Below are 12,764 nucleotides of genomic sequence, written 5' to 3'. Positions count from 1 at the left end.
CCATATGAGGCGGCTGGCATCCGCGCCGGCGCCTGACCAATTCGAGGTTTCGCCATGCGTCTGTCAATCTTGATGCTCATCGCGGTCTTCACGGTGCTGGGCGCGTCAGATGCCAGCGCCCAGACCTATGATCCGCGATACCCGGTGTGCATGCACGTCTATACGCCCGGCGGCTTCACCGGTGGCGGCGGTGACTATTTCGACTGCTCGTTCACCTCGCTGCCGCAATGCCGCGCCACGGCGTCGGGCCGCTCGGCCAGCTGCGACGTCAATCCCTATTACGCCTTCGATGAACCGCCGCCGCCGCGCCGCCGCCACAAGAAGGTGCACTAGCGCTGCGACTTCTGAGGACTGTCTTCATGCGCCACTCACTCGGCCTGATCATGACTTTCGGTGCCATGCTGGCGGCCGCGCCGCTGCATGCGCAGACTTTCGACCCCCGCTATCCCATCTGCATGCACGTCTATTCCGGCGCGAACGGCGGGGGCGGGGAGTGGTACGACTGTTCGTTCATCTCGGTACCGCAGTGCCGCGCCACGGCGTCGGGCCGCGCCGCGACCTGCGACCTTAATCCGTACTATCCCGTCAACGCCCCGGCCTCGCGCCCGCGTTACAGGCTAAACGGTTAAGGCCGGGCGGATTGCCGCTCCGCCTCGCCTGGGGCTTACCGCTACCCCTTCCTGAACCCCGGCAACTCCACCACCTGCGCCAGCGATCGTCTCGGCCATCGGCATGCCGCCGATCCCTCCGGCTTGACCAAGGGTCACCAGCGTTAATCCCGTACTAACCGGGTTTACCCTGTCTCTTAACATCTGGGCAGGCTCGCAGGTCTAAGCTGCTGGATCAGCACACACGGCCTGAGAGAATGAACGGCATGACCACCAGTGTCATTGAGCAACCGAAAGTCGCGCGCGCGCCCTCGGCTTCGAAAATCTGGCTGAAGGCGATCGAGCTCACCGCGCGGATCGAGACTTTGCCGGGCCGTCTGTTCGCTGACGTCGTCGACGATTGGGCGCGACGCCAGCCCGATCGCGCAGCGCTGGTCATGGACGAGGCCACTCTCGACTACGAAGGCCTGTCGAAGAGGATCAACCGCTATGCGCGCTGGGCGCGCTCGGCTGGGATTGCCAAGGACGACACCGTTGCTCTGATCATGCCGAACGGCATCGACTATGTCGCGGCCTGGCTCGGCATCAGCCGTGTCGGCGGCGTGGCCGCGTTGATCAACACCAAACTCGTTGGGCAATCGCTCGCGCATTGCATCGATGTCGCAAAGCCGTCGCATGTCATCGTTGCGCATAAGCTGACGGGGATGCTGGACAGCGCCGCGCCGTATCTGAAGACCGAAGCAAAAGTCTGGACCCATGGCGATGCCCGCGGCGAACGCGCGATCGACGTGGCGCTGGCCGCGCTCGACGATGGAGCGCTCTCGCCGGACGAATATGGCAACGTCGCCATCGATGACCGCGCGCTGCTGATCTATACCTCGGGCACCACCGGCCTCCCGAAGGCCGCCAGCATCAGCCACCGCCGCATCCTCAACTGGGGCTTTTGGTTCGCCGGCCTCACCGGGGCGACGCCGCAGGACCGGCTCTACGATTGCCTGCCGCTGTTCCACTCGGTCGGCGGCATTGTCGCGCCCTGCAGCATGCTGGCTGCCGGCGGGTCGGTGGTGATTGCGGAAAAGTTTTCGGCTTCGCATTTCTGGTCCGACATCGTCCGGCATGACTGCACGCTGTTCCAGTACATCGGCGAGCTCTGCCGCTATCTGCTCAAGGCGCCGCCGTCGGAATATGAGAACGCGCATCGTCTGCGGCTCGTCTGTGGCAACGGCCTGCGTGGCGACATCTGGGAAGACTTTCAGGCGCGCTTTTCCATTCCCCGCATCCTCGAATTCTATGCGGCGACCGAAGGCAATTTCTCGCTGTTCAACGTCGAGGGGCAGCCCGGCGCGATCGGCCGCATTCCACCGCTGCTCGCGCACCGCTTTCCCGCGAGCCTCATCAAGCTCGACTCCGACAGCGGCGCGCCGTTACGCAACGAAGAAGGCTTTTGCATCGCCTGCGCCCGCGGTGAGGCCGGTGAAGCGATCGGCCGCATCGGTACCGCGGACCAGGGCGGCGGCCGTTTCGAGGGCTATACCGACGCGGGCGAGACCGAGAAGAAGATCCTGCGCGACGTCTTTGCCCGGGGCGATGCCTGGTTCCGCACCGGCGACCTGATGCGGCTCGACGACAAGGGCTTCTTCCACTTCGTCGACCGCATCGGCGACACCTTCCGCTGGAAGGGCGAGAACGTCGCGGCGTCGGAGGTGAACGATGCCGTGCGCGATTTCACCGGCGTGATTGATGCTACCACCTACGGTGTCAGCATCCCCGGCACTGACGGTCGCGCCGGCATGAGCGCGCTTGTCGTGAACGAGGGCTTTGACATCGCCGCGCTGCCCGCGCATCTGGGACAGCGCCTGCCGGCCTATGCCTGCCCCGTTTTCATCCGTATCTGCTGCGAGATCGACGCGACCGAGACCTTCAAGCAGAAGAAGGGCGACCTCGCGCGCGAAGGCTTCGATCCGGACGCGATAGCAGATCCGCTGTTCATGCTGGACCCGAAATCCGGCGCCTATGTCGCGCTCGACGCCGAGGCCCATGCGCAAATCGTGGACGGCACGATCAGGCTGTAACGCTGCGAAAATGCGCAGATAGGTCCAATTTTATCTGAATTGTCCAAGAAGCCATTTACTTCTGTCGGGTACACAGGCGGTCATGGGGAGGCGGTCAGCAAGAGCCGCCGCAACGCGAACAATCGATAACAACAAGCGAGCCAGCCATGTCGGTAAGGTCTAAGGTCATTGAAGCGATCCAGCAGATCGCCAAGGAGCAGCACGTCACGCTTCCCGCACTCTCGGACGATCTGTCCCTGCACGAGACGGGCTTCGACTCGCTCGCCTTCGCGATCTTGGTTGCGCGCCTCGAAGACGAGACCGGCGTCGACCCCTTCACCATTTCCGAGGACGCATCGTTCCCCGCGACCGTCGGCGATTTCGTGCGGGCCTACGAAAATGTCCCCGCGTGAGATCTTTGCGCTTCGCGACCATCTCGGCGCGGAGCTGAAGGGCCGCACGCTCTCGGACGCGCACCATGTTGTGTCGCTGACGGACATCCTGTCGCACACGGTCCTGGGTGGCTGTCTGCGCGAATTGTCCGGCCGCTGCGTGCTCCTCAAGCTATCCGACCAGCTCCGGTCCGGCCTTGCCATGATCGAGCTCGACGGCATTGCCCGTCGCATGCTGTTATGCCCACCCGATCTCAAGCCGGCGTATCTCGACACGTTGATCGCGGATGCCGGGATCGATGCTGTCGTCACCGACGACGACGATGGCTGGACCAACACCGGTGTCGCGCTCATCGTCACGGCGCAATTGCCGCTCGAAGCGGCCGCGCCGGCGAAGACCGAACGTGCCACGGAATGGCTGATGCTCACCTCGGGCACCTCGGGCGTGCCAAAGATCGTCGGCCACACGCTGGAAGCTCTCACCGGCGCGATCGTCGCCGAAGGTCCGCCGCGCGGGCCCGCGCCGGTATGGGCGACGTTTTACGACATCCGCCGCTATGGCGGCCTGCAAATCTTCCTCCGCGCCATCCTCTCCGGCGGCTCCATGGTGCTGTCGGATCCGCATGAGGCGTTGGCCGATCACGTCGTGCGGCTGAACGCGCGCGGCGTATCGCATATTTCCGGCACGCCCTCGCACTGGCGCAAGCTCCTGATGAGCGGCTCGGCGGCACAGTTCGCGCCGGCCTACGTCCGTCTCTCCGGCGAGATCGCCGATCAGGCGGTGCTGGACGGCCTGAAGGCGGCATTTCCCAATGCCTCGGTCGGTCATGCCTATGCCTCGACCGAGGCCGGCGTCGGCTTTGCTGTCAATGACGGGCTTGAGGGCTTTCCCGCCAACTATCTCGGCAACCGCAATGGTGTCGAGATGAAGGTGGTCGACGGCTCGCTGCGCATTCGCTCGACGCGCACCGCACATGCTTACATTGGCCGCGACGCTGCCGCGCTCACCGACGCGGATGGGTTTGTCGACAGCGGCGACATCGTCGAGTTGCGCGGCGATCGCTATTATTTCATCGGCCGCCGCGGCGGCATCATCAATATCGGCGGGCTGAAGGTTCACCCCGAGGAGATCGAGGCGGTGATCAACCGCCATCCCGACGTGCGGATGTCACGGGCCAAATCCCGCCGCAGTCCGATCACCGGCGGCATCGTTGTCGCCGACGTGATTCTCGCCGACGGCTGCGATCCTGCGCGCACGAAAGAGATCCGCGACCAGATTCTGGATCAGTGCCGCGCGCAACTCGCCTCACACAAGGTGCCGGCGGTCATCCGCTTCGTCGAGGCGCTCGATGTCACTCCGGCCGGCAAACTGGCGCGCACCGATGCATAACGTTCTAGTCACCGGCGGCAGCCGCGGCATCGGCCTTGCGATTGCAAGGCGCCTCGCCGGCGCCGGCTTCAACGTGATTGCGGCCGCACGGCGCGAGAGCGAGGAGCTCAAGGCCGGGATCGCCGGGTCCGAAGGACGCCTGCATTTCCGCGCCTGCGATCTCGCCGTGATCGATGCGATCCCGGCGTTCGCAAAGCTCGTCCGCGACGAATTCGGCCCGATCTACGGCCTCGTCAACAATGCCGGCCTCGGCACCGAAGGCCTGCTCGCGACCATGCACAATTCCGAGATCGCGGCGCTGGTGCAGCTCAACGTGCTGTCGCCGATTATCCTCACCAAATACGTGGCGCGGCAGATGATGGCCGATGGCGCCGGCCGCATCATCAACATCTCATCTATCATCGCCACCACCGGCTATAACGGCCTCTCGGTCTATGGCGCCACCAAGGCCGCTGCCACCGGCTTCACCCGCTCGCTGGCGCGCGAGGTCGGCAAGCTCGGCATCACCGTGAACGCGATCGCGCCGGGTTTCATCGAGACCGAGCTGACGCACAATCTCTCCGACGAGGGACGCAAGCGCATCGCCGGCCGCAGCGCGCTGCGCCGCCTGCCCGAGACCGAGGACGTCGCGCGCATGGTGGAATATCTGCTCGGCGAGGGCGGGCGCAACGTCACTGGCACCGTGTTCACGATCGACGCGGGGAATACGGCATAAGCGGAACTCCGCCGCCGCCATAGAGTTGATCCGGCCCAATTTCAATTCACCGGATGTGGTCGTAAGATGCCTCGCAACCGGCTGGGTTACGTCAATCCGTCTGCCCTAACCGACAGGGAGCAGTCATGACCATGCCTGACATGACCCCTTCAAATCAGGGCCAGACGGAGCAATCCCGCGCGACGTCCGATGACGGCCGTTGTCCGCCGATGACGCATCAGAATTTCGGTGGCAACGGCCATGAGATGTATCCGCAGCAATTCGTGCGTCTGATCGGCTGTCATGACGCCTCTCTCGATGTCTTGCGCAAGCGTCAGGACGAGAAGCTGCACTAGCCGCTCACGTCCGGTGCCATCAAGGTCTTCGGCAAATCAATCGGCGACGGCGGCGGTCGGCCTTTCCGGCATCTTCACCGGCGATTGCGTCGAGGCCCGTATGCCGGCGTACGGGTGAGGTCGCGTCCTCGTGGCCGAAGGCGGACGCTTCGATGATTCCGCGGCAATCATTTTCGATAAATCAAGAGTAAACACCATTTGCGATGCGCCGTTGATGTCGATCAAAGTGCGACATTGCATCGCGGTGCGAGCTTGTTGTTCAGCTCCATTTGGCCAATGATCGGGACGTCGCGGCGAGACCGGCCGGCGAACCCTGATCGGTCCTGCCGCGTATCTGTTTTTCAACGTGCCATCCCAACCATCCGGCATCCCCCGATGACATCAGGCGAATCCTTTTACGGCGGCATTCCGGTCTTCCGCGGTTTCACCAGCCTGATGGATCCGGTGCTGTATTCGCCGCTGCCGAACAATTGGAGCATCGGCGTTGCGGACATCGTCGATTCCACCAAGGCGATCGCGGCGCAGCGCTACAAAGCGGTGAACATGGCCGGCGCCGCCGTGATCGCGGCGGTGACGAACGCGTTGGAGGGGCGCGAATTCCCTTTCGTGTTCGGCGGCGACGGAGCGAGCTTTGCGGTCGCGCCTCACGATCTTGAACTTGCCCGCGACGCGCTGGCGGCAACCGCGACCTGGGTACGGGAGGACCTCGATCTGAAGATGCGCGTCGCCCTGGTGCCGGTCAGCGCCATCCGTGCGCAGGGCCTTGACGTACGCGTCGCACGCTTCGGTCCGTCGGCGAACCTGTCCTATGCGATGTTCTCCGGCGGCGGCCTGGCCTGGGCGGACGCCGCGATGAAGCGCGGCGAGTTCGCGGTGGCTGAAGCGCCAAACGGTACGCAGCCCGATCTCTCCGGCCTGTCCTGCCGCTTCGAGGTAATGCCTGCGTCACGCGGATTGATTCTCTCGGTGCTGGTGATGCCGGCGCGCGGCGCTGACCCGCTGGCTTTCCGCAAGGTGATCGAGGACGTCATCCATCTCGCCGAGCGCAGTCCGGATGCCGGCCGTCCAGTGCCGGCGCAGGGGCCGCCGCTGAAATGGCCGCCGCAGGGGCTGGATTATGAAGCCCGCACCAAGCGCCGCGGCCCTCTGCTCGTGCGCCGCGCCACCGTCCTGGCCTACACGTTGTTCGCCTATCTGATCATGCGCTTCGACATCAAGGTCGGCGGCTTCGTGCCAAACGTCTACAAGCGTCAGGTCGTCGAGAACTCGGACTTCAGGAAATATGACGACGGACTGCGCATGATCCTCGACTGTACGGCCGAGCTCGAACGCGCGCTGAGCGATCGTCTCGCTGCGGCCGCGCGCGATGGCATCGTGCGCTACGGCCTCTACCAGCAGGACGCGGCGATGATGACCTGCTTCACGCCCTCGGCGCTGCGCAGTGATCACGTCCATTTCATCGACGGCGCGCGGGGCGGCTATGCCTCGGCTGCCACGGCGTTGAAGGCGATGGTGGCGTGAACCGCTAGCGTCCCGCGCGCGTCCAGGTCTCGCCGCCGCAGAGTGCGCCGACGCAGCCTTCGACCCGCAACGAATCCGCGCCCGTCACCGTGACGCTGCTCGCATAGGTGCTGCCGTCGTCGGCATTGTAGATCTGGCCCGACCATTTGTTCGGAGCTGACGGCTGCATGTCGCTGAACAATGGCAGGCCGATCATCGGACGCTTCGCGAGCGCGGGATTGGGATTCTTGCTGTCGGTCGCGGGCTGGCCGGTCGCGGTGTCATAGGGTTCGCGCAGCCAGACGATGTGGCCGCAGATGCCACCGCCGCATCTGCTGATCTTCACGCGCGCATCGCCTGCCTGGGTGAGCCAAGTGCCATCGGCGCTCTGCGCATGGGCGCTCGCTGCGCCAAGCAGTGCAGCCAGGACGACGAAGGGAAGCGCGAATCTGCTGAACATGGAGAGTGCCCCCGAAAATGAAGGCGCCTCCCATAGCAGGCCGGCAGGATAGTGCAACGCTGGATAGAATCACATTCCCGCGCTTATTGCGTGCGCCTATTCGCCTGCGCTCATTTGCCCCAGCGCACGAAGGCGACCGAGGCGGCGGTCGACAGCCCGAACACGACCATGGCGCCGCCGACCAGAGCGAACAAGGTCCAGGCCGGCGCCTGCACCATCATGAGGCTGACGCCGCCGACCGCGACGATCAGGAGCCGCGCCGTGGAGGCGAGCACGGGCCCGCCGACGCGCGCCGCGCCTTGTGAGGAGAAATACAACGATACGCCCATGCCGAAGAACACGAAAGCCGGACCTGCCCAGTAGAAATAGCTGTAGGCAGCGGCGGTTACGCCGGGATCCCGTGTGAAGAGCGCGACCCATAGCGACGGATCGAGCGCGATCACGAGGCCGATCAGGCCGACCGTGAGCCCGGAGGCGGTCGCCGCGGTCCAGGCCACGCGCCGCGCGCGCTTCAAATGTCCGGCGCCGATTGCCATGCCGACCATCGGCACCGATGCGATGCCGAAGGCGAAGGTGATCGGGATCAGCAGGAATTCCAGCCGCGACCCGATGCCGTAGCCGGCCAGCATCTCGGTGCCGAAGGTCGCGAGGATTTTTGTGAAGATCAGAATGGTGAGCACGGTCTGGAGGGGCGACAGGCAAGCCACCGCGCCCACCTTGAGAATGTCCAGGAACATCGCCCGCTCGAAATGGAAGGCGCGGACGTCGAGCTGCAATCGGCTGCGGCCGGACAAGAGATACCAGAGCAAAAAGACCGCGGCGCAGCTGAACGCGATCAGCTGGCCGCTCGCTACGCCCGGCATGCCGAACTGCTTCACGCCGAACAGGCCGAGGCCGAGGGTGCCGCCGAGCGCGACCTGGAGCACGCTCGCCCCGATCAGCGTCATCGAAGGCAGACGCATATCGCCGGTGCCGCGGATTGCCGAGGCCAGCGTGTTGACGAGCCAGATCGCGACGGCGCCGGAGAACAGCACCTGCGAATAGCCGCTGGCCTCCTCGAGCACGCGCTCGCGGCCGCCGAGCAGCGCAAAGAACGAGCGGCCGAACACGAGCATCATCACCGTGAAGAACAGCCCGCCGCAGAGGCCTATGATGGCCGCATGCAGCGCGAGCGTCGCGGCGCGGTCGCGATCTCCCGCCCCGAGCGCGCGGCTGATCGCGGAGGAGACGCCACCACCCATCGCGCCCGCGCTCATCATCTGCGTCAGCATTGCGAACGGAAACACCAGCGCGATCGCGGCGAGCGGGATGGTGCCGAGCCGGCCGATATAGGAGGTCTCGGCGATCGCAACCAGCGTGCTGCCGACCATCGCGATCATGTTGGGAATCGTGAGCCGCAGCAATGTCGGCAGGATCGGCGCCGTCAGCAGGCTGGCGATGGGGGAGGCGACCGGCGCAATCGGCGGGACGGCGTCTGCAGAGGCGTCGATCGTCATGTTCACCGGGCGGGACGTTAAATGATGGTTGACATATTATAGGGCGTGAGGCGGCCGGCGCAGCCCTTGCTCACGCAGGGCTCACCACGGCAGGCCGCATAGGTCGATGGTGCCCAGCGTCGGCGCGCGGACGATGTCGAAGACGTAGGGTGCCATGTAGTCGAAGCGGATTCGGCCCTCCGGCTGTTCGCAATAGACCTCGCCCTTGAAGGGCTGCCATCTGCGCGCCTCGTAGAACGCGAAATTGTGCGGCTCGCAGAACAGCAGCGCGAAGCGCACCGCCTCGTTGGCGCGCATGGTGTGCACCGCCGCGTCCATCGCCATGGTCGCGTAGCCGCGGCCGCGCCGGTCCTCGCGGGTGCAGACGCCGCCGATGCCGCCGACATGGACCTTCTGCCCGTTCCAGGTGACGGTTCGGAAGTAGACGCCGACATGGCAGACGAGACCATCCTCGGGCGTTTCGATCAGCACGCGGAGATCGGCATTGGCCCATTTGACATGAGCCCAGGGCTTATCCGCGACCATGTGCGGGCCCCAGACCGCCTGGTGCAGCGGCTCTGCGATCGGCCACGAGGCGTCGCCGTTCAGGATGTCGATTTCGATGCTCATGACTTTCTCTTTCGCAACGTCGGTTGATGCATTCGTTCTGGGATAAGCGCCTCAAAGGCAATGTTATTTTGTACCAGGGCACCCAGCCGCGCGAATGCCCGCGTGCTGCGACGATTTATGCAATCGTGCCAAGCGTCCGCCTCACGCATTTTCGCAAATTGGCGGTATTTAACGGCCACGGAACCTTCTATAAGGGGTGACCGTTAGAACTCGTTCCCACCAGTTGCGGACAAGAAGCCATGACCTTTACGCTGCCCCCCCTCCCTTACGCCTATGACGCCCTCGGCCAGTACATGTCGAAGGAGACGCTGGAATATCATCACGACAAGCATCATCAGGCCTACGTCACCAACGGCAACAACGCGCTCAAGGGGACCGAATGGGAAGGCCAATCCCTTGAAGAGATCGTCAAGGGCTCGTTCGGCAAGAACCCCGCGGTGTTCAACAATGCCGGCCAGCACTACAATCACATTCATTTCTGGAGCTGGATGAAGCCCAATGGCGGCGGCACCAAGCTGCCGGGCAAGCTCGAGAAGAAGATCAACGAGGACCTCGGCGGCTTCGAGAAGTTCAAGACCGACTTCCAGGCGGCCGGCGTCGGCCAGTTTGGCTCCGGCTGGTGCTGGCTCCAGGTCAAGAACGGCAAGCTTGAGATCTCCAAGACCCCGAACGGCGAGAATCCGCTGGTGCACGGCGCCACCCCGATCCTCGGCTGCGACGTCTGGGAGCACTCCTACTACATCGACTATCGGAACCGCCGTCCGGACTATCTCAAGGCGTTCGTCGAGAACCTCGTGAACTGGGAATACGTCGAGTCCCTGTTCGAGAAGGCGTGAGGTCTCATCTCGTCATTCCGGGATGGTGCGCCAGCACCAGACCCGGAATCTCGAGATTCCGGGTTCGCACTTCGTGCGTCCCGGAATGACAGACAAGGCGGTCGTCTGCGGCCGCCTTTTTGCTATGCGGAATTGCCTTGCGCGGTGCGCGCATGGGTGTGTCATCACACCGTTTGCATCACATCGCCGGCGCGCTTAATCAGGACGGGCATCCCCTCGATCCGACCCAAGCCCGTTTGTCAGAACCTTCCCCGAAAGACCCGGCGTCTGCCGAGGACGCGGACTCCGAGCCGCGGCCTGGGCGTGTGCGCAAGCCGATCGGCTGGTCGACCATCATCATCGCGGTCCTGGTGGCGGTGAGCGCCGCTCTGGTCTGGCGGCGTGACGGCACGGGCGGTGTTCTCGACATTCTCACCCACGACCTTTCGCTGTTCGGCGGCATCCTGCCGCGCGTGCTGGCCGGCTGTCTGCTCGGTGCGTTCATCTCGGAGATCCTGCCGCACGAAAAGGTCTCGCGCTCGCTCGGGCCGAAATCCGGCCTGATGGGGCTTCTGATCGGCACCGCCTTCGGCGCGATCCTGCCGGGCGGTCCCTTCACCGCCTATCCGGTCGCGAGCGCGCTGCTCGCGGTCGGCGCCGATTTCGGAGCCACCATCGCCATGGTCGTGAGCTGGACCCTGATCGGCTACGGTCGGGCGGTGGCATGGGAAATCCCGATCATGGGCACCGATTTCACGCTGTGGCGGATCGTGATCTCGCTGCCGCTGCCGGTGCTCGCCGGCGCGCTCGGCCGCTTCGTCTATGTCCGGCTCTATCCGAAGCCGATGACGAAGGATGACGAGACGTGAGCGCCGCGCTTCTGATCGACATCTTGTTGTGGAGTTCGGTGTTCGGCGTCGGCCTGATCGCCTTCGGCCGCGGCCCTGCCGTGTTCAGCGCTTCGCTGCGCGAAGGCTCGCTGGACTTCATCAACATCGTGCCGCGGATCGCGCTGGGGGTGATCGGCTCCGGCTACATCGCCGCCATCATCCCGCAGCAGGTGATCACCGGGTGGCTCGGGCCGGACAGCGGATGGCTCGGGGTCGCGTCCGCCGTGGTCGCCGGTGCCGCCACGCCGGGCGGACCTGTCATCGGCTTCTCCATCGGCACGGTGGCGCTGAAGTCGGGCGGCGGGGTGCCCCAGGTGGTTGCCTATGTCGTCGCCTGGGCCCTGTTCGCGTTCCAGCGGGTGATCCTGTGGGAGATCCCATTCATGCCGGCTCGTTTCGTCTGGTTCCGCTGCGCCGTATCGGTGCCGTTCCCGTTCGTGGCGGCCGCCATCGCCATGCTGATCGGCAAGCCTTGAGCCCGGCGTGGACAGACGCAATGTTATAATATAACGTCCTCGCATGGTTCCCGCCGTGTCTCACGCCCGTCATCACGACCACTCCCACGACCACGTGCATTCGCAGGGGCATGACCACACCCATGCCCATGTCCATGATCCCGCTTCGCCGCATCCGGCCCAGGCGGCCCCCTGGTCGATCCTGCGCATGACCATGGCCGGCCGCCTCGCGGCCGCGCTCGCTGTCTGCGCGGTGCTCTGGGGCATGGTCTTTCTGGCGATGAGGTGACCATGGCGGCACTGCACTTCCACAACGTCACGCTCGGCTATGACCGGCATCCGGCCGTGCACCATCTCAATGGCGAGGTCGCATCCGGCGCGCTGGTCGCAGTGATCGGCCCGAACGGCGCCGGCAAGTCGACGCTGCTGCGCGGCATCGTCGGCATCCTCAAGCCGCTCGACGGCAGCATCCACCTCGGCGGCCTCGACAGCAGGGACATCGCCTACCTGCCGCAGAGCGCCGAGATCGACCGCAGCTTTCCGATCTCGGTGTTCGATTTCGTCGGCACCGGGCTGTGGCGCGGGACCGGCCTGTTCGGCGGCATCGGCAAGGCTGCGCGGGACAAAATCCTGCGCGCAATTGCCGCCGTTGGCCTCAACGGTTTCGAGAACCGTCCGATCGGCACGCTCTCCGGCGGCCAGATGCAACGCGTGCTGTTCGCCCGGGTGCTGCTTCAGGACGCGAGTCTGATCGTGCTCGACGAGCCCTTCAACGCCATCGACAGCAAGACCACGGCCGATCTGCTCGCGCTGGTGAAGAATTGGCACACCGAGGGCCGCACCGTGCTGGCCGCGCTGCACGATATGGAGATGGTGCGTACCCATTTCAGCGAGACACTGGTGCTGGCGCGCGGCCCCGTGGCCTGGGGACCGACGGCCGAGGTGCTGACGCCGGAAAACCTGATGGTTGCGATGCGGATGTGCGAGGCTTTCGACGACAGCGCGGCGGCCTGCGCCGGCGACGACGGGCGGTCGCAGGCGGCGTGAT

At 64.9% G+C, this 12,764-nt stretch carries 16 protein-coding genes; 13 read left to right on the top strand and 3 right to left on the bottom strand.

The features are described 5' to 3' along the window. Positions 1-54 precede the first annotated feature (54 nt). The 8 genes from IVB01_RS34905 (at position 55) to IVB01_RS34870 (ending at position 7,012) form a co-directional block, all read left to right on the top strand. Positions 55-333, top strand: coding sequence for a DUF3551 domain-containing protein (locus IVB01_RS34905; protein WP_247277726.1), 279 nt, complete (start codon positions 55-57; stop codon positions 331-333). A 26-nt stretch (positions 334-359) separates the two neighbouring features. Then, entirely contained in the window at positions 360-629 is a 270-nt protein-coding gene (locus tag IVB01_RS34900; RefSeq protein ID WP_247277725.1) for a DUF3551 domain-containing protein, read from the top strand. Positions 630-865: 236 nt separating this feature from the next. Continuing rightward, positions 866-2,680, top strand: coding sequence for a long-chain-acyl-CoA synthetase (locus tag IVB01_RS34895; RefSeq protein WP_247417157.1), 1,815 nt, complete (start codon positions 866-868; stop codon positions 2,678-2,680). A gap of 146 nt (positions 2,681-2,826) precedes the next feature. After that, complete coding sequence (locus tag IVB01_RS34890; RefSeq protein WP_247277723.1) at positions 2,827-3,072, top strand: acyl carrier protein; 246 nt, start codon at positions 2,827-2,829, stop codon at positions 3,070-3,072. Next, positions 3,059-4,441: a fatty acid--CoA ligase family protein gene (locus IVB01_RS34885; RefSeq protein ID WP_247277722.1), complete on the top strand. Its 1,383-nt coding sequence runs from the start codon at positions 3,059-3,061 to the stop codon at positions 4,439-4,441. Before IVB01_RS34890 ends, IVB01_RS34885 begins: the two co-directional genes overlap by 14 nt. Next, a complete protein-coding gene (locus IVB01_RS34880) occupies positions 4,434-5,156 on the top strand; it encodes an SDR family NAD(P)-dependent oxidoreductase (protein WP_247277721.1) in 723 nt (240 codons plus the stop codon). Before IVB01_RS34885 ends, IVB01_RS34880 begins: the two co-directional genes overlap by 8 nt. A gap of 125 nt (positions 5,157-5,281) precedes the next feature. Next, positions 5,282-5,491 carry a hypothetical protein gene (locus IVB01_RS34875; RefSeq protein ID WP_247277720.1) on the top strand — a complete coding sequence of 70 codons (210 nt, stop codon included), beginning with the start codon at positions 5,282-5,284 and terminating at the stop codon, positions 5,489-5,491. 375 nt (positions 5,492-5,866) lie between these two features. Beyond that, positions 5,867-7,012 carry a DUF3095 domain-containing protein gene (locus IVB01_RS34870; RefSeq protein ID WP_247277719.1) on the top strand — a complete coding sequence of 382 codons (1,146 nt, stop codon included), beginning with the start codon at positions 5,867-5,869 and terminating at the stop codon, positions 7,010-7,012. A 4-nt stretch (positions 7,013-7,016) separates the two neighbouring features. Here IVB01_RS34870 and IVB01_RS34865 read toward each other — a convergent pair whose 3' ends face one another. The 3 genes from IVB01_RS34865 to IVB01_RS34855 form a co-directional block, all read right to left on the bottom strand. After that, the gene (locus IVB01_RS34865) at positions 7,017-7,451 is read right to left on the bottom strand and encodes a DUF2147 domain-containing protein (protein ID WP_247277718.1); all 435 of its coding nucleotides are present in this window, start codon (positions 7,449-7,451) and stop codon (positions 7,017-7,019) included. A 110-nt stretch (positions 7,452-7,561) separates the two neighbouring features. Then, positions 7,562-8,947: an MATE family efflux transporter gene (locus tag IVB01_RS34860; protein WP_247277717.1), complete on the bottom strand. Its 1,386-nt coding sequence runs from the start codon at positions 8,945-8,947 to the stop codon at positions 7,562-7,564. An 81-nt stretch (positions 8,948-9,028) separates the two neighbouring features. After that, positions 9,029-9,556, bottom strand: a complete 528-nt coding sequence (locus IVB01_RS34855) for a GNAT family N-acetyltransferase (protein ID WP_247277716.1) — start codon at positions 9,554-9,556, stop codon at positions 9,029-9,031. 239 nt (positions 9,557-9,795) lie between these two features. Here IVB01_RS34855 and IVB01_RS34850 point away from each other — a divergent pair, with 239 nt between their 5' ends. From IVB01_RS34850 to IVB01_RS34830, 5 genes are all read left to right on the top strand, one after another. After that, a complete protein-coding gene (locus IVB01_RS34850) occupies positions 9,796-10,392 on the top strand; it encodes a superoxide dismutase (protein ID WP_247277715.1) in 597 nt (198 codons plus the stop codon). A 236-nt stretch (positions 10,393-10,628) separates the two neighbouring features. Further along, positions 10,629-11,240 (top strand): permease, encoded by a 612-nt coding sequence (locus IVB01_RS34845; RefSeq protein ID WP_247277714.1) that lies wholly within the window; start codon positions 10,629-10,631, stop codon positions 11,238-11,240. Beyond that, complete coding sequence (locus tag IVB01_RS34840; RefSeq protein WP_247277713.1) at positions 11,237-11,737, top strand: hypothetical protein; 501 nt, start codon at positions 11,237-11,239, stop codon at positions 11,735-11,737. The genes IVB01_RS34845 and IVB01_RS34840 overlap by 4 nt, the downstream gene beginning before the upstream one ends. 43 nt (positions 11,738-11,780) lie before the next feature. Further along, complete coding sequence (locus IVB01_RS34835; protein WP_247277712.1) at positions 11,781-12,005, top strand: hypothetical protein; 225 nt, start codon at positions 11,781-11,783, stop codon at positions 12,003-12,005. A gap of 2 nt (positions 12,006-12,007) precedes the next feature. Then, on the top strand, positions 12,008-12,763 hold the full coding sequence (locus IVB01_RS34830) for an ABC transporter ATP-binding protein (protein WP_247277711.1): 756 nt from the start codon (positions 12,008-12,010) through the stop codon (positions 12,761-12,763). Position 12,764: the final 1 nt, after the last annotated feature.

Origin of the sequence: Bradyrhizobium sp. 164, from assembly GCF_023073715.1 — a bacterium.
Classification (GTDB): domain Bacteria; phylum Pseudomonadota; class Alphaproteobacteria; order Rhizobiales; family Xanthobacteraceae; genus Bradyrhizobium.
The sequence above is the reverse complement of the archived record's forward strand: the minus strand, read 5'-3'. Positions and strand labels throughout refer to the sequence as shown.

Coding starts and splice junctions, on each gene's coding strand:
- IVB01_RS34905 (WP_247277726.1), top strand. CDS start 55: ATGCGTCTGTCAATCTTGATGCTCATCGCGGTCTTCACGGTGCTGGGC.
- IVB01_RS34900 (WP_247277725.1), top strand. CDS start 360: ATGCGCCACTCACTCGGCCTGATCATGACTTTCGGTGCCATGCTGGCG.
- IVB01_RS34895 (WP_247417157.1), top strand. CDS start 866: ATGAACGGCATGACCACCAGTGTCATTGAGCAACCGAAAGTCGCGCGC.
- IVB01_RS34890 (WP_247277723.1), top strand. CDS start 2,827: ATGTCGGTAAGGTCTAAGGTCATTGAAGCGATCCAGCAGATCGCCAAG.
- IVB01_RS34885 (WP_247277722.1), top strand. CDS start 3,059: ATGTCCCCGCGTGAGATCTTTGCGCTTCGCGACCATCTCGGCGCGGAG.
- IVB01_RS34880 (WP_247277721.1), top strand. CDS start 4,434: ATGCATAACGTTCTAGTCACCGGCGGCAGCCGCGGCATCGGCCTTGCG.
- IVB01_RS34875 (WP_247277720.1), top strand. CDS start 5,282: ATGACCATGCCTGACATGACCCCTTCAAATCAGGGCCAGACGGAGCAA.
- IVB01_RS34870 (WP_247277719.1), top strand. CDS start 5,867: ATGACATCAGGCGAATCCTTTTACGGCGGCATTCCGGTCTTCCGCGGT.
- IVB01_RS34865 (WP_247277718.1), bottom strand. CDS start 7,451: ATGTTCAGCAGATTCGCGCTTCCCTTCGTCGTCCTGGCTGCACTGCTT.
- IVB01_RS34860 (WP_247277717.1), bottom strand. CDS start 8,947: ATGACGATCGACGCCTCTGCAGACGCCGTCCCGCCGATTGCGCCGGTC.
- IVB01_RS34855 (WP_247277716.1), bottom strand. CDS start 9,556: ATGAGCATCGAAATCGACATCCTGAACGGCGACGCCTCGTGGCCGATC.
- IVB01_RS34850 (WP_247277715.1), top strand. CDS start 9,796: ATGACCTTTACGCTGCCCCCCCTCCCTTACGCCTATGACGCCCTCGGC.
- IVB01_RS34835 (WP_247277712.1), top strand. CDS start 11,781: ATGGTTCCCGCCGTGTCTCACGCCCGTCATCACGACCACTCCCACGAC.
- IVB01_RS34830 (WP_247277711.1), top strand. CDS start 12,008: ATGGCGGCACTGCACTTCCACAACGTCACGCTCGGCTATGACCGGCAT.